Annotated in this window: 10 protein-coding genes; 6 read left to right on the forward strand and 4 right to left on the reverse strand. The window is 62.6% G+C overall.

Features of this window, described 5'->3' with window-relative positions; translation table 11 throughout:
* Positions 1-66: 66 nt before the first annotated feature.
* The gene (recG, locus tag AC0L3O_RS15880) at positions 67-2,154 is read left to right on the forward strand and encodes an ATP-dependent DNA helicase RecG (RefSeq protein WP_473616038.1); all 2,088 of its coding nucleotides are present in this window, start codon (positions 67-69) and stop codon (positions 2,152-2,154) included.
* Here the strand turns inward: recG and AC0L3O_RS15885 are convergent.
* The 3 genes from AC0L3O_RS15885 to glmU all read right to left on the reverse strand — a co-directional run bounded on the left by AC0L3O_RS15885 (position 2,106) and on the right by glmU (position 6,287).
* Complete coding sequence (locus tag AC0L3O_RS15885) at positions 2,106-2,864, reverse strand: DUF502 domain-containing protein (RefSeq protein WP_031255660.1); 759 nt, start codon at positions 2,862-2,864, stop codon at positions 2,106-2,108. The two genes, recG and AC0L3O_RS15885, sit on opposite strands and share 49 nt — an antisense overlap.
* 79 nt (positions 2,865-2,943) lie before the next feature.
* Positions 2,944-4,767 (reverse strand): glutamine--fructose-6-phosphate transaminase (isomerizing), encoded by a 1,824-nt coding sequence (gene glmS, locus AC0L3O_RS15890; RefSeq protein ID WP_128168999.1) that lies wholly within the window; start codon positions 4,765-4,767, stop codon positions 2,944-2,946.
* 158 nt (positions 4,768-4,925) lie between these two features.
* Positions 4,926-6,287 (reverse strand): bifunctional UDP-N-acetylglucosamine diphosphorylase/glucosamine-1-phosphate N-acetyltransferase GlmU, encoded by a 1,362-nt coding sequence (gene glmU / locus AC0L3O_RS15895; RefSeq protein ID WP_023801093.1) that lies wholly within the window; start codon positions 6,285-6,287, stop codon positions 4,926-4,928.
* 383 nt (positions 6,288-6,670) lie between these two features.
* Here glmU and AC0L3O_RS15900 point away from each other — a divergent pair, with 383 nt between their 5' ends.
* Complete coding sequence (locus AC0L3O_RS15900) at positions 6,671-8,353, forward strand: caspase family protein (protein ID WP_473616018.1); 1,683 nt, start codon at positions 6,671-6,673, stop codon at positions 8,351-8,353.
* 68 nt (positions 8,354-8,421) lie between these two features.
* Here the strand turns inward: AC0L3O_RS15900 and AC0L3O_RS15905 are convergent, their stop codons facing one another.
* Positions 8,422-9,168 carry a cytochrome c biogenesis CcdA family protein gene (locus AC0L3O_RS15905; protein WP_023801091.1) on the reverse strand — a complete coding sequence of 249 codons (747 nt, stop codon included), beginning with the start codon at positions 9,166-9,168 and terminating at the stop codon, positions 8,422-8,424.
* Positions 9,169-9,597: 429 nt separating this feature from the next.
* Between AC0L3O_RS15905 and topA the strand changes: the two genes are divergently transcribed.
* The 4 genes from topA (at position 9,598) to AC0L3O_RS15925 (ending at position 15,810) form a co-directional block, all read left to right on the forward strand.
* Positions 9,598-12,237 carry a type I DNA topoisomerase gene (topA, locus tag AC0L3O_RS15910; protein WP_128168997.1) on the forward strand — a complete coding sequence of 880 codons (2,640 nt, stop codon included), beginning with the start codon at positions 9,598-9,600 and terminating at the stop codon, positions 12,235-12,237.
* A 6-nt stretch (positions 12,238-12,243) separates the two neighbouring features.
* A complete protein-coding gene (gene rnr, locus AC0L3O_RS15915) occupies positions 12,244-14,550 on the forward strand; it encodes a ribonuclease R (protein ID WP_473616020.1) in 2,307 nt (768 codons plus the stop codon).
* A complete protein-coding gene (locus tag AC0L3O_RS15920; protein WP_128244821.1) occupies positions 14,550-15,002 on the forward strand; it encodes a DUF983 domain-containing protein in 453 nt (150 codons plus the stop codon). Before rnr ends, AC0L3O_RS15920 begins: the two co-directional genes overlap by 1 nt.
* Positions 15,003-15,075: 73 nt before the next feature.
* Positions 15,076-15,810, forward strand: a complete 735-nt coding sequence (locus AC0L3O_RS15925; RefSeq protein WP_473535324.1) for an NUDIX hydrolase — start codon at positions 15,076-15,078, stop codon at positions 15,808-15,810.
* The last annotated feature ends 11 nt before the right edge of the window (positions 15,811-15,821 follow it).

Genomic DNA, 15,821 nt, shown 5'->3' on the forward strand with positions numbered 1-15,821 from the left:
GCCAGAGGGGGGTGAGCGCCGACATCGCGTGGTCTCTCACCCGTGAGACCTTCCCTCCTCGATCCGATGTTTGTCCCGATCACCTCGCTTGCCGGCGTCGGGCCGAAGGTCGGCGCCCTGATCGAGAAAATCGTGCCGGCCGATCTCGGCGACCGCCGCCCCGCACGTGCCGGCGATCTTCTGTTCGTGCTGCCGCATTCGGTGATCGACCGCCGCAACCGGCCGGGCATCGCCGGTTCGGTCGAAGGCGCGATCGTCACCCTCGAAGTGCGCATCGATCACCACCAGCCGCCGCCGCGCGGCAACCGATCGGTGCCGTACCGGGTTTACGCCCATGACGACACCGGCGAGATCGCGCTGACGTTCTTCCATGCGCATGCCGCCTATCTCGAAAAGGCGATGCCGGAGGGCGAGCATGTCGTGGTCTCCGGCCGCATGGAATGGTTCAACGGCCGCCCGACCATGGTTCATCCCGACCACATCGCGCTGGCCAGCGAAGTGGAAAACCTGCCGCTGGTCGAGCCGGTCTATCCGCTCACCGCCGGCCTCTCGGGAAAAGTGCTGCGCCGGGCAATCGGCCAGGCGCTCGCTCGCTTGCCGGTGCTGCCGGAATGGCAGGAGGGTGAGTTTCTGCGCCGCCGCAGCTTTCCCGCCTTCGGTGATGCTCTCTCCCGCATCCACAATCCCGCCGACCCGATCGACGTGTCCGTCGACGGCGCGGCCTGGCGGCGTCTCGCCTATGACGAGTTTCTGGCAGGCCAGGTGTCGCTGGCGCTGGTGCGCGCAAAAGTCCGCCGCCTGTCCGGCCGGCCGCTGGTCGGCGACGGCCGCTTCGTCGAAAAGCTGCGCGCCGCCCTTCCCTATTCGCTGACCAATTCGCAGGAAATGGCGCTTGCCGAAATCAATGCCGATCTCGGTGACCCCGAACGCATGCTGCGCCTTCTGCAGGGTGATGTCGGGTCAGGCAAGACGGTTGTCGCGCTGCTCGCCATGGCGCGCGCTGTCGAGGCCGGCGGCCAGGCGGCATTGATGGCGCCGACCGAAATTTTGACGCGTCAGCATCTTGCGACGATTGCGCCGTTGGCGGAACAAGCCGGCCTGCGCATCGCCATCCTCACCGGCCGCGAAAAGGGCCGCGAGCGCGCCGAGACGCTGACCGGCCTGGCCAGTGGCGAGATCGACATCGTCGTCGGCACCCATGCGCTGTTCCAGCAAACGGTGACGTTCCACGACCTCGTCCTCGCCGTCATCGACGAACAGCACCGGTTTGGCGTCCACCAGCGGCTGGCCATCACCGCCAAGGGCGACGCGCCCGACATGCTGGTGATGACGGCGACGCCGATCCCGCGCACGCTGGTGCTGACTGCTTTCGGCGACATGGATGTGTCGAAGCTGACGGAAAAACCGGCCGGGCGCCAGCCGATCCGCACCGTCACCCTGCCGCTCGAGCGGCTCGACGAACTTGTCGGCCGCATGCGCGACGCAGTCGCCGACGGCCAGAAGATCTATTGGATCTGTCCGCTGGTCGAGGAGTCCGAAGAGATCAAGCTGATGTCGGCGGAGGACCGTTTTGCCTCCTTGAAGCCGCTGTTCGGCGACCGGATCGGCCTGGTGCACGGCCGCATGAAGGGCGCCGAAAAAGACGAGGCGATGCGCGCCTTCAAGGCCGGCGAGACACGCATCCTGATCGCCACCACGGTCATCGAGGTCGGCGTCGATGTGCCGGATGCGACGATCATGGTCATCGAGCATGCCGAGCGCTTCGGCCTCGCTCAGTTGCACCAGTTGCGCGGCCGGGTCGGTCGCGGCGAAAAACCGTCGTCCTGCGTGCTGCTCTACAAGGATCCGCTCGGCGAGACGGCAACGCGCCGGCTGTCGGTGATGCGCGAAACCGAGGATGGGTTTCGCATCGCCGAGGAGGATCTGAAGCTGCGCGGCGAAGGCGAGTTGCTCGGCACCCGCCAGTCCGGCACCCCTGGCTTCCAGGTGGCGCGCATCGAGGCGCATGCCGACCTGCTCGAAGCCGCTCGCGACGACGCGCGGCTGATCCTGTCGCGCGATCCGGAACTGCAATCCGAACGCGGCGCCGCCCTTCGCATGCTGCTCTATTTGTTCGGACGCGACGAGGCGGTGCGGCTCTTGCGCGCCGGCTGAGGCTCGGCATCCACCGGCGGATTGCCGATCTGGCCGCCGATCGGCTTGCCGTTCAACGTCACCATGTTCGTCTTGACCGCCGGCGCCACCAGCCCTGCCGAAACGATCAGCTTGGCGCCGTCCTCGATCGTCATGTCGAGCAGCACGATATCGGATTTCGGCACATACATCAGGAAGCCGGTGGTCGGGTTGGGCGTGCACGGCATGAACACCGCGATCAGCGGATCACCCTCCTGGTCGAGCTTCTGGTTGATCTCGGTTTCCTTCTCGCTGGCAACGAAGACCAGCGACCAGACGCCCTTGCGCGGGTATTCGACCAGCCCGACCTGGCGGAACATGTCGCCCTTGTTCGACAGCACGGTCTCGAAGATCTGCTTCAGCGACCCATAGATGCCGCGCACCAGCGGCATGCGGCCGAGCAGCCGCTCGCCGAACAGGACGATAGCCCGGCCGACGATATTGGCGGTCAGGAAACCGATCAGGGTGATCAGGATCAAGGCGACGATCAGCCCGAATCCCGGAACCGGCGCCGGCAGATAGCTATCGGGGTTGTAACGCGCCGGAATATAGGGTTTCACCCAGGAATCGACCCAGCCGATGAACGACCAGGCGATGTAGGCGGTGATCGCCAGCGGCGCGCAGACGACAAAGCCTGTCAGAAAGTAATTCCGCAGCCGGGTCATGCCTGAGGTCTTGGAAGCATCGGACATGGTTCACCGCAGCGCTGATTGCGGCGCGACATTAATGAACCGCATCCGGCTTTGGAACTGCGAATTTTTTAAACCACGCCTATTCCACCGTCACCGATTTCGCCAGGTTGCGCGGCTGGTCGACGTCGGTGCCCATGAACACCGCGGTGAAATAGGCCAGCATCTGGATCGGCAGCGCGTAGATGATCGGCGAGATGATTTCCGGCACGTCCGGCAGCACGATCGTCTCCATCGTCTTCACCGTGGCGTGCGCGGCACCCTTGCTGTCGGTGATCAGGATGATCTTGCCGCCCCGCGCCGCCACTTCCTGCATGTTCGACACGGTTTTTTCAAAAATCCGGTCATGCGGGGCAATGACGATCACCGGCATGTTCTCGTCGATCAGCGCGATCGGCCCGTGCTTCAGCTCGCCGGCAGCATAGCCCTCGGCATGGATATAGGAGATTTCCTTGAGCTTCAGCGCGCCTTCCATGGCCAGCGGGAAATTGGTATCGCGGCCAAGATAGAGCACGTTCTTGTAGTGCGAGAGGTCGCGCGCGACCTTTTCGATCTGGCCGTCGAGTTTCAGGACCTGGTTGGCATAGCGCGGCGCTTCCGACAGTTGGCGGACCAGCGTCGTTTCCTGTTCCTGCGAAATCGTACCGCGCGCCACGCCGGCCCGCACGGCAAGCGAGGCCAGCACCGACAATTGACAGGTGAAGGCCTTGGTCGAGGCGACGCCGATCTCCGGCCCGGCCAGCGTCGGCAGGATAACGTCGGATTCACGCGCCATCGTCGATTCGCGGACATTGACGACCGCGCCGATCTTCATGCCCGCTTTGCGGCAATAGCGCAGCGAGGCTAGCGTGTCGGCGGTCTCGCCCGATTGCGAGATGAAGAAGGCGGCGTCTGTCTTCGACAGCGGCATTTCACGGTAACGGAATTCCGAAGCGACATCGATGTCGACCGGCAGCCGCGCATAGCGCTCGAACCAGTATTTGCTGATCAGGCCGGCCAGATAGGCAGTGCCGCAGGCCGAAATCGCCAGCCGGTCGATTTTGGCGAAATCGAACGGCAAGTCGAGCGGCTTCGAGACGCCGCCAACGAAATCCACATAATGCGCCAGCGTGTGCGAGATCACCTCGGGCTGTTCATGGATTTCCTTCTCCATGAAATGGCGCCGGTTGCCCTTGTCGACCATGAAGCTGGTGCTGAGCGACTGCTGGCGCTTGCGGTCGACCTTGTTGCCGTCCATGTCGAAGATGGCGACGTCGTTGCGGCGCACCACCGCCCAGTCGCCATCCTCCAGATAGGTGATCGAATTGGTGAAGGGGGCAAGCGCGATGGCGTCGGAGCCCAAAAACATCTCGCCATCGCCATGGCCTACGGCCAGCGGCGGGCCGTTGCGCGCGCCAACGATGAGATCCTCGTCTCCCGTGAACATGATGGCCAGCGCAAAGGCGCCTTCCAGCCGCTTCAGCGCCTGGTGCGCGGCCTCGACCGGCTGCAGGCCCCTGGCCAGTTCGCGCCCCACCAGGTGTGCGACGACCTCGGTATCGGTCTGCGATGAAAATGTGTAGCCGTCGCGCATCAGTTCGTCGCGCAATTCGGCGAAATTCTCGATGATGCCGTTGTGGACGATGGCGACGCCGTCGGAAAAATGCGGATGCGCATTGGTCTCGTTGGGCACGCCATGCGTCGCCCAGCGCGTATGGCCGATGCCTATCATGCCGTCGAGCGGTTCGTCCTTCAGCCGGCGTTCGAGATTGATCAGCTTGCCCTCGGCGCGGCGACGCGCCAGCTGGCCGTGCTCGACGGTGGCGACGCCGGCCGAATCATAACCGCGATACTCGAGCCTTTTCAGCGCATCGACGATCAGTGGCGCGACCGGCGAGTGACTGACGATTCCGACGATACCGCACATAGACGTTGCCCCCGATTCCGGCATGAAAACCCGGCGCTATTTAGGGTTGGCCGGGCTGCCGCGAAAATCACATTGCGTTTTGTTCCGTATCAGCCGGAACGGTTCTGCACAGATGCACCATGACCGAGTGCGCTGGCAATCCGATTACCGCAGCCAGGCTAGCCTTTTTTCCGGGCAGCCGCAGCCGAAGCAAAACGCTCGCGCAATTCCTTGCCCTTGCCGGGCAGCGTCCTCTGGCGGGCGCGGCCGAAGGCGAGCGCATCGTCGGGCACGCTTTCGGTGATCACGCTGCCCGAAGCGATGTAGCCGCCCTTGCCGATTGTGACAGGCGCCACCAGCGACGAATTCGAGCCGACGAAAGCGCCCTCGCCGATATCGGTGAAGAACTTCGAGTAGCCGTCATAATTGCAGGTGATGGTTCCAGCGCCGATGTTGGCGCCGGCGCCGACGCGAGCATCGCCGATATAGGTCAGGTGATTGACCTTGGCGCCCTCCTCGACCGTCGCCTGCTTGACCTCGCAGAAATTGCCGACCTTGGCTTTTTGCCGGAGATCGGCGCCCGGCCGCAGCCGTGCAAACGGGCCGACATCGCAATTCGAAGCGATCGTGGCGCCCTCAATATGGCTGAAGGCATGGATCCTGGCGCCGGTGGCGATTGTCACGCCCGGTCCGAACCAGACATTGGGCTCAACGATCGTATCGGCGCCGATCTCGGTATCGTATGAAAAGAATACGGTTTCGGGCGCGATGAGGGAAACCCCGGAGAGCATGGCTTCGCGCCGCCGGCGCGCCTGCCAGATGCCTTCCGCCGCAGCGAGTTCGGCACGGTTGTTGATGCCGAGCACATTCTCAAAGCCGGCTTCTGCGGCGATGACATTAAGGCCTTGCCCGCTTGCGATCTCGACGATGTCGGTGAGGTAATATTCGCCCTTGGCGTTGTCGTTGCCGACCTGGTCGAGCAGCTGCAGCGCGTGCTTGCCTGCAACCGCCATCAGCCCGCCATTGCAGAAGGTGATTTTCTTCTCCTCGTCGGTGCAGTCCTTTTCCTCGCGGATGGCGATGAGCTTGCCGCCCTTTTCGATCAGCCGGCCATAGCCGGACGGATTTGAGCTGCGGAAGCCGACCACAACGACGGCAGCGCCATCAGTCAGCTTCAGGCGCGCAGCCGTCAGCACCTCCGGATCGATCAGCGGCGTATCGCCGAACATGACGAGGATGTCGTCGTAACCCTTTGAGATCGCATCGCGAGCCGCCAGCGCGGCATGCGCCGTGCCGAGCCGCTTGTCCTGGACGAAGGTCTCCGCCTTCGGCGCGAACTTTTGCGTGGCCTTGCGCATCTCGTCGGCGCCATGGCCGATCACCAGCGCCAGATCGCCGCTGCCTGCGGCTTCCGCAGCCTTGACGACATGGGCGACCATCGGCAGGCCAGCGATCGGGTGCAGCACTTTTGGCACGGCGCTTTTCATGCGCGTGCCTTCGCCGGCGGCGAGAATGACGGACAGGCAGGTTCTCTGGCTCATGGAATGCGACCGTATGAAGAGGGTTGGGAATCAAGGCATCTCTAGCCCAGAATTTCACTAGCATTTGGCGCCATGCTGCACCAATGCGGTTAAATTCCGGTGAGGTGGTCGAGCAACTGACTTTTGATCAGTAGGTCTAGGCGGGCGATCAGGTGGTTACCCTACATCTCCGGTTTCAGCTTTTGCAGCGGCTGCAGCCGCCAAGCCTTGGCGTTTGCGCGGAAATTGGCATCGGAGATGGAATGAATTCAAACAGCCACCCTGCACGACTTACGCTCCTTACGTGGAAGCATGGGCAATGATCTGGCCATTTCCTGCCAGTGATAGGTCTTTTCCGTTATATTAGCATCTGATACGTTCGCTCGGGGGGAGTTGTTCCTGCCATGCGCAGCGTTCGTTTTATCCTCATCTTATTGTTTACAGCTGTTTCGGCGGATGCGCTCGCAGATAGGCGCGTTGCGCTGGTGATGGGTAATTCGGCGTACCAAAACGTACACGGACTTCCTAACCCCACGAACGATGCCAGCGACATGACCGCCAAATTGAAAGATTTGGGCTTCGAGGTAGTGACCGGTCTGGATCTCGATTTGGCCAGGATGCGTGTCACGATACGGAACTTTATCAAGAAGCTCGATAGGGCGGACATTGCGCTGTTCTATTATTCCGGGCATGGCCTGCAGGTTAACGGCAACAATTATATGGCGCCTGTGGATGCTCACCTGTCGTCCTATGACGACCTCGATTTCGAGACACTGCCGATGGACCTTGTTCTTGCGGCGATGGAGCGCGCTTCTAAGGTCAATCTTGTCTTCCTCGATGCCTGCCGGGACAACCCGCTCGCCGAGAATCTTGCCCGGTCGATGGGAACACGATCCGGTTCTGTGGGTCGGGGTCTAGCCAAGCTTGGCAGCGGTGTCGGTTCTCTCATCGCATTCGCAACGCAGCCGGGCAACGTGGCATTCGACGGGTCAGGTAGAAACTCCCCCTTCACAACTGCATTGCTCAGGCATCTCGGCACGCCGGGGCAGGATATCACCCGCGACCTCGTTCATGTGCGACGAGATGTGCTCGAAGCGACGTATGGAAAGCAAGTTCCATGGGACAATTCCTCGCTCACGGGCGATGTGGTGTTGAATCCTCTCCCGATTCAGGAGCCGAAGGCGGAATCCGCCCGCACGCCGGTACCAGTCGGGCCTGACAATGCGGTTGAGATCGCTTATTGGGAAACGATCAAGGACTCGGCGGACAAGAGTTTCTTTCAAGCGTACCTACAGCAATATCCGAATGGCGCGTTTGTAGCCCTAGCCAAGTTAAAGATCGACGCAATAAACAGTCGGGTCGATTTGCAACGGCAGGCGACTGATCGACAAAAGGCAGAACAAGATCGCGTGCAAGGGAGGCCTGTCGCAAAGGCTTCAGACGACGTCAAGACCGTCGCCAGGCTTGAACATCCCAATCCGGAAGTCCAACCGGAGAGGTCTTCAGTAGATTCTGATGGCTCCGGCGAACTTGCTCTTTCCACCCAGAGGGAGTTGGCCCGAATCGGATGCCTTACTGGCCAGGTCGACGGAAAATGGGGTTCCGCCAGCCAGAAAGCTTTGAACGACTATGCGAAGCGGCAAGGGATTAAGCTCGCGTCGGTCGAGCCGACGGGCGACCTTCTAAAAGGGCTGAAAGCAATTCGGGCTAGGGTCTGCCCCCTTCTTTGTGCTGAGGGAATGGAGGCACGAGAGGGTCGTTGCACGGGTGCAGGGTCTGCCGGTTTAAGTGCTTTCGACGGAAGATGGGCTTTGACGAGACGTGCCACCAATTCGTTGTGCGGGTGGCGGGAGATTACAGCAAATGTTTCGATCAAAAGCGGTAAGATTTCTGCCCCAAAGTGGGAAGGAAAAATCGCGAGCGATGGCACCTTAAGAATAATACATCGCTTTGTTCACGAGGGGAAAAAAGAAAGCAATATTTTAAACGGAAAGATAAACGGTAACAGAGGTAAAGGGAAATTCTACCATGTAGGCGGAGAGTGTGCAGGCGTTGTTGAAATAGACAAAATGGCACCAATTCAGTAGCAGTATCTTTGTCGCAGATTGAGTATAGGTCAAATTCTGTGGGCCAGCATGGGTTTGCGGGTACAGACCTACCCCAACTGCCCCAGCACCGGGAAATTCTCCAGCAGCCAGTAGGATGCAGCCTGCACGCCGCCGGTCAGAAAAAGCACGCCCGCGACGACCAGCAGCGCGCCCATTGCCTTTTCGACGCGGCCGAGATGGACGCGGAATTTTGCGAGAAAGCGCATGAAGGCGCCGGAAAACAGCGCCGCGACCAGGAACGGTATGCCGAGGCCAAGCGAATAGGCGGCAAGCAGAGCCGCGCCCTCGCCGACCGTCTCGCGGCCGCCGGCCAGCGTCAGGATCGGCCCCAGCACCGGTCCGATGCAGGGTGTCCAGCCGAAGGCGAAGGCCAGTCCCATGACATAGGCGGCAACGATACTGGCCGGCTTGCCCTGCGACTGGAAGCGCGCCTCGCGCGACAGCATCGGGATGCGCAATATGCCGAGAAAGTTCAGACCCATCAGGATGATCAGCACGCCAGCCGCCATCCCCAGCGGCTCCTGCCAGACGCGCAGCAGCCGGCCAATGGTCGAGGCGCCGGCGCCCAGCGCCACGAAGACGGTCGAGAAGCCGAGAACAAAGGCGATCGAGGCAAAAAGCAGCGCGCCGCGTGCGTCGGCCTTGGCGGTGACGCCGGCATTGCCGCGGAAATCATCGACCGACACGCCGGCCATATAGCAGAGATAGGGCGGCACCAGCGGCAGCACGCAAGGCGACAGGAACGAGATCGCCCCCGCCCCGACCGCGCTGACATAGCCGATATCCAACGCCATTCCCGAACTCCTGATGGTTTGCGCTGCCATATAGCCGCGACCGCGCCGATCCGCCAATCACCATCGCGTGGTAAGTCGCAGACGGCCGCTTGCCACGCCTGTCTCGCCCGTCAACGTCGCATCATGCCGCCCGTCTCTTCAAACCAGGGCTGGCGCGTGATCGATGTTTCTCTTATATCGGCGGAAGTATTTGTCCCGTTCTCCCGGATTCATTGCCGGTTTGTCCAACGATCAGGGCAGCCGCTCTCCCTATCCAGGATAGCGGATATCACATGACGCATCCCTAGGTTGCGCGCTCAAAGCAGGACTGCATTTTGGGCGCTTCCCCTTGACCGGATGCAAAAGCACGGCCATGTGAGCGACAATTATACGAGATTTCGTCGCGCGCAGCGGAATTCTTCTGCCGCACCACAGCTGATATGAGACCTCATGGACGTCGTCGTCGTCGAATCGCCGGCCAAAGCGAAGACAATCAACAAGTACCTCGGAAAGAACTACAAGGTCCTGGCCTCGTTCGGCCACGTCCGCGATCTGCCGGCCAAGGATGGCTCGGTGCGTCCGGACGAGGATTTTGCCATGTCCTGGGCTGTCGACACCGCCTCGAGCAAACGTCTTGCCGACATCGCCAAGGCGGTCAAGGACGCCGACGGCCTGATCCTCGCCACCGACCCGGATCGCGAGGGCGAAGCCATTTCCTGGCATGTTCTGGAAGTGCTGAAGCAGAAGCGCGCGCTGAAGGACAAGCCGGTCAGCCGCGTCGTCTTCAACGCCATCACCAAATCGTCGGTGCTGGAAGCGATGGCCAATCCGCGCCAGATCGATGCGCCGCTGGTCGACGCCTATCTCGCCCGCCGCGCGCTCGACTATCTCGTCGGCTTCACGCTGTCGCCCGTGCTGTGGCGCAAGCTGCCGGGCGCCCGCTCCGCCGGCCGCGTCCAGTCGGTGGCACTGCGCCTCGTCTGCGACCGCGAATTGGAAATCGAGCGCTTCATCCGCGAGGAATACTGGCAGATCGCCGCCATTCTCGGCACGCCGCGCAAGGATAATTTCGAGGCGCGGCTGACCGCCTTCGATCGCAAGAAACTGCAAAAGCTCGACATTTCGAACAAGGCGCAGGCCGACGACATCAAGGCGATGCTGGATGGCGCGACCTTCAAGGCGCTGTCGGTCGAAGCCAAGCCGACCAGGCGCAATCCAGGCCCGCCCTTCACCACCTCGACGCTGCAGCAGGCCGCCTCCTCGCGCCTCGGTTTTTCGGCAAGCCGCACCATGCAGGTGGCGCAGCGGCTCTATGAAGGCATGGACATCGGCGGCGAGACCACCGGCCTGATCACCTATATGCGAACCGACGGCGTGCAGATGGCGCCCGAGGCGATATCAGCCGCGCGCGATGCGATCGCAAAAGAGTTCGGCCCAAAATACCTGCCCGAAAAGCCGCGCAACTACACCACCAAGGCCAAGAACGCCCAGGAAGCGCACGAAGCCATCCGCCCGACCGACTTCATGCGCACGCCGGCTTCGGTCAGGCAATATCTCGATGCCGACCAGGCGCGGCTTTACGAGATTGTCTGGAAACGCGCCATCGCCAGCCAGATGCAGCCAGCCGAGATCGAGCGCACCACGGTCGAAATCGAGGCGGTCAACGGCGCCCGCAGCGCGGAGCTTCGCGCCGTCGGTTCGGTCGTTCGCTTCGATGGCTTCATTGCCGCCTATACCGACCAGAAGGACGAGGATGCGGAAGACGAGGAAGACCGCCGTCTGCCCGAGATCCGTGCCGGCGAACAGCTCGACCGCGAGGCCATCAACGCCACCCAGCACACCACCGAACCGCCGCCGCGCTATTCGGAAGCCTCGCTGATCAAGAAGCTGGAAGAGCTCGGCATCGGCCGGCCGTCGACCTACACGGCGATCCTGAAGACGCTGGAGGACCGCGACTACGTCAGCATGGACAAGCGCAAGCTGTTGCCGCAGGCCAAGGGCCGACTGTTGTCGGCCTTCCTCGAGAGCTTCTTCGAGCGCTATGTCGAATATGACTTCACCGCCTCGCTCGAGGAAAAACTCGACGAGATTTCCGACGGCAAGCTCGCCTGGAAGGATGTGCTGCGCGATTTCTGGAAGGATTTTTCAGGCGCCGTCGCCGACATCAAGGAATTGCGCGTCACCGACGTGCTCGACGCCCTCAACGAGGAACTGGCGCCTCTGGTATTTCCCGCACGGGAAGACGGTTCAAATCCGCGGATCTGCCCGAAATGCGGCACCGGCAACCTGTCGCTGAAGCTCGGCAAATTCGGCGCCTTTGTCGGCTGCTCGAACTATCCCGAATGCTCCTTCACCCGCCAGCTCGGCGACGCCGCCAACCCCAATGCCGAAAACGGCAATGGCGAGGATGGCACCAAGGTGCTGGGCAAGGACCCCTACACAGCGGAGGAAATCACGCTGCGCAGTGGTCGTTTCGGGCCCTATGTCCAGCGCGGCGACGGCAAGGAAGCCAAGCGCTCCAGCCTGCCCAAGGGCTGGACCGTCGATTCGATCGACCACGAAAAAGCCCTCGCCCTGCTGTCGCTGCCGCGCGACGTCGGCAAGCATCCGGAATCCGGCAAGATGATCTCGGCCGGGCTGGGGCGCTACGGTCCGTTCGTGCTGCATGACGGCACCTACGCCAATCTCGACAACATCGAGGACGTGTTCTCGATCGGTCTCAACCGCGCCGTGTCGGTGATCGCCGAGAAGCAGTTGAAAGGCCCCGGCGGTCGCAATGGCGGCACGCCCGCCGCCTTGAAGGAACTTGGCGAGCATCCGGCGGGCGGCGGCAAGATCGTCGTGCGTGACGGCAAATACGGGCCTTATGTTAATTTCGGCAAGGTCAATGCGACGCTGCCGAAGGGCAAGGACCCGCAGTCGGTGACGATCGAAGACGCGGTGGCGCTGATTGCCGAAAAGGAAGCCAAGGGCGGCAATGGCGGCAGAAAGCCCTTCCGCAAAGCGGCCGCACCTGCCAAAAAGCCTGCGGCCAAAAAACCGGCGGCCCAAAAAATGGCGGCCAAGAAAGTGGCCAACAAAAAGGGATAGTGCATCGTGGCGCGCAGGGTATCCGGAAGAAGTCATGGCGATCTGCGCACCGCCGACACCCGGGCCAAGGTCAAGGATGATTACCGGCCGTCCCGCGACGAAATCCTACGCTATATCGCCGAAAATCCGGATCGCTCAGGCAAACGCGACATCGCCAAGGCGTTCGCACTGCGCGGCGAGGACCGTATCTGGCTGAAGGACGTTTTGCGCGACTTGCAGGATGAAGGCCTGCTGACCAAGGAGCGCAAGCGGCTCGCCCGCGTCGGCTCCCTCGCCCATGTCGCCGTGCTCGACATCTTTGGCCGCGATGCCGACGCCGTCCTTTTGGCGCACCCAACCGAAGCGGTGGGCAACGGCGAGCCTCCTGTCATAGCGATACGCGTGTCGCGCGGCGGCGGCGGCCCGACACCGGGCATTGGCGACCGCGTGCTGGCCAAGACCTTTCCAACCGATGATGCGACCGGCCCTGCCTATACCGGGCGGGTGATGAAGATCTTCGAGAAGCGCACCGATGCTGTTCTCGGCGTTTTTCGCGTGCTGCAGGACGGTACCTTCCGCATCGAGCCTGTCGAAAGGCGCCAGCCGGAGCTGGTCGTCGACAAGGAATTCCAGAACGGCGCCAAGAACGGCGATCTGGTCGAGGTCGAGCCGGCGCGGGCCTCCCGCTACGGGCTGCCCAGGGCCAAGGTGCTGGCGGTGCTGGGTTCGCTGACCAGCGAAAAGGCGGTCTCGATGATCGCCATCCACGCGCACGACATTCCGCATATTTTCCCGGCAGACGTCATCGCCGAGGCGGAGGCGGTCAAACCGGCGACGGTGGCCGGCCGCGAAGACTGGCGCGACCTGCCGCTGATCACCATCGATCCGGCCGACGCCAAGGACCATGACGACGCCGTGTTCGCGACAGCAGATCCAGACGAGAAGAACCCCGGCGGCGTGGTCGTTACCGTGGCGATTGCCGATGTCGCCGCTTACGTGCGCTATGGCACCGCGCTCGACCGCGAGGCGCTGAAGCGTGGCAACTCGGTCTATTTCCCGGATCGCGTCGTGCCGATGCTGCCGGAGCGCATCTCCAACGACCTTTGTTCGCTGCGCGAAGGCCAGGACCGCCCGGCGCTGGCGGTCCGCATGACCTTCTCGGCCGATGGCCGCAAGCTCAGGCATTCGTTCCACCGCATCATGATGAAATCGGCGGCAAAACTCGCCTATCGCCAGGCGCAGGCCGCGATCGACGGCGCGCCGGACGACAAGACCGGCCCGATTCTCGACACGGTGATGAAGCCGCTGTGGGACGCCTATGCCGTGGTGAAGCGCGGTCGTGAGACGCGCCAGCCGCTTGAGCTCGAACTGCCGGAGCGGAAAATCCTGCTCAAGGAGGACGGCACCGTCGACCGCGTCGTCGTGCCGGAGCGGCTCGACGCGCACAAGCTGATCGAAGAATTCATGATCCAGGCCAATGTCGCGGCGGCCGAGACGCTGGAGGCGAAACGACAGGCGCTGGTCTACCGCATCCATGACGCACCTTCGCTGGCCAAGCAGGAATCGCTGCGTGAATTCCTGCAGACGCTTGGCCTTTCGCTGGCGCGCGGCGCCCAGATGCGGCCAAACCAGTTCAACGGCATCCTGGATCGCGTCCGCGGCGCCGACCATGAGGGGCTGGTCAACGAGGTGGTGCTGCGCACGCAGATGCAGGCCGAATATTCGCCAAGCAATATCGGTCATTTCGGCCTCAACCTGAAACGCTATGCGCACTTCACCTCGCTGATCCGCAGATATGCCGACCTGATCGTGCATCGCGGGCTGATTGCCGCGCTCGGCTTCGGTGCAGGCGGACTGACGCAGGATGAAGCGGAGCGGCTGGAAGAAGTTTCTGCGCTGATCTCAGCCACCGAGCGCCGCGCCATGGCCGCCGAGCGCGACACGGTCGACCGGCTGATCGCCGCCTATCTGGCAGAGCGTGTCGACGATCGCTTCGATGCACGCATTTCGGGCGTCACCAAATCGGGACTATTTGTCCAATTGCCGCAGTATGGCGCAGATGGTTTCATTCCGGTGTCAAGTCTGGGCGGCGATTACTATATATACGACGAAACTGCCCGATCGCTTTTCGGAGAACGCACCGGCAAGGGCTATCAGCTTGCCGACCGCGTCGAGGTTCGCCTGATCGAGGTGGCGCCTATGGCCGGCGCGATGCGTTTCGAGATGCTGACCGACCCAAAGCCGCTGCCCGGCTCCAAACGGTCGTTTCACAAGGCCAAGGGCCGCGCCCGTGCGTCGCAATCGCGTCCAGGCTCGCGCGGCAGGAGACGGTAATGCCAAGCGATCTGAAAAAGAACGAACAGGTTTTCGGCGGCCAACAGCACTCGGGCCGGATCGCCCGCCCGCTGTGGACGGCGATGAAGCGTGGCGCGCTTGGCCGTTGCCCGCATTGCGGCGAGGGAAAGCTGTTTCGCGCCTTCGTCAAGACCGTCGACAAATGCGATCATTGCGGCGAGGCGCTTCATCACCACCGCGCCGACGACCTGCCGGCCTACCTGGTGGTGGCCATCGTCGGCCACATCGTGCTCGGCGCCTTCATGGGTGTCGAAGCGGCCTCCACTCTGTCCACATGGCAGCACGTCGCCATCTGGGTGCCGCTGACCATCCTCATGGCGATCGTCTTGCTGCAGCCGGTCAAGGGCGCCGTCATCGGCCTGCAATGGGCGTTCTATATGCACGGCTTCGGCGGGGAAGAAGATCTGATCGAGTCGCATCCCGAGGCTTGAAACCGAGGCTGGCGCAAATCGGCATGGCTGGACGCCACTTTCGCATCGAAGAAGATTCCGCTAGGTCGTGCGCATGGACGTTATGACCAAGGCGGAAGTCGACAAGGTTGAGCCGATCGCGCTCGACGCCAGGCCTATACGCCCGCGTGACGCCGCGACGCTGATCCTGCTCGACCGCAAGGGCGCCGAGTTCCTGGTGCTGATGGGCAGGCGCCACGCCGGTCACGCCTTCATGCCGGGGAAATTCGTCTTTCCCGGTGGCCGCACCGATCCGGCCGACGGTCGAATTCCCGTTGCCACAGCGCTGCACCCTGAGGAACAGGCGAGGCTGACCGCCGGCGTCGGCCGCACCAGCCCGGCCCGCGCCCGCGCCATCGCCCTGTCGGCCATTCGCGAGACCTATGAAGAAGCCGGCCTGCTGATCGGCCAGAAGGGCGCCTTCGCCACGACCAGGCGCGATTGGCAGGGTTTTGCCGAGCACGGCGTGAGACCGTCGCTGGAAGCGCTGCGCTTCATCGCGCGCGCCATCACCCCGCCGAACCAGGTGCGGCGCTTCGACACGCGCTTCTTCAGCGCCTGGCGCGAAGACGTCGTCGTGGAGTTGCCCGACGGCGGTCCGACCAACGAGTTGGAGGAACTGGTCTGGCTGCCGCTCGCCAAGGCCAGAGAAGCTGATGTGCCCGACATCACCAGGGCTATCCTGGGGGAGCTGGACAAGCGGCTCCTCGACGATCCGCTGCTGCGCCCCGGTGGTTTCGTGCCGTTCTACCGGCTTGTCGGCAATCGCTTCGTTCGCGAAATTCTTTAGAGCATAGAGCA

It is taken from the genome of Mesorhizobium sp. WSM4810 (assembly GCF_055811235.1).

Bases quoted from the DNA above. Each gene is read 5' to 3' on its own strand.
- topA (WP_128168997.1), top strand. From the start codon at position 9,598: ATGGACGTCGTCGTCGTCGAATCGCCGGCCAAAGCGAAGACAATCAAC.
- AC0L3O_RS15900 (WP_473616018.1), top strand. From the start codon at position 6,671: ATGCGCAGCGTTCGTTTTATCCTCATCTTATTGTTTACAGCTGTTTCG.
- AC0L3O_RS15885 (WP_031255660.1), bottom strand. From the start codon at position 2,864: ATGTCCGATGCTTCCAAGACCTCAGGCATGACCCGGCTGCGGAATTAC.
- glmU (WP_023801093.1), bottom strand. From the start codon at position 6,287: ATGAGCCAGAGAACCTGCCTGTCCGTCATTCTCGCCGCCGGCGAAGGC.
- AC0L3O_RS15905 (WP_023801091.1), bottom strand. From the start codon at position 9,168: ATGGCGTTGGATATCGGCTATGTCAGCGCGGTCGGGGCGGGGGCGATC.
- recG (WP_473616038.1), top strand. From the start codon at position 67: ATGTTTGTCCCGATCACCTCGCTTGCCGGCGTCGGGCCGAAGGTCGGC.
- glmS (WP_128168999.1), bottom strand. From the start codon at position 4,767: ATGTGCGGTATCGTCGGAATCGTCAGTCACTCGCCGGTCGCGCCACTG.
- AC0L3O_RS15920 (WP_128244821.1), top strand. From the start codon at position 14,550: ATGCCAAGCGATCTGAAAAAGAACGAACAGGTTTTCGGCGGCCAACAG.
- AC0L3O_RS15925 (WP_473535324.1), top strand. From the start codon at position 15,076: ATGGACGTTATGACCAAGGCGGAAGTCGACAAGGTTGAGCCGATCGCG.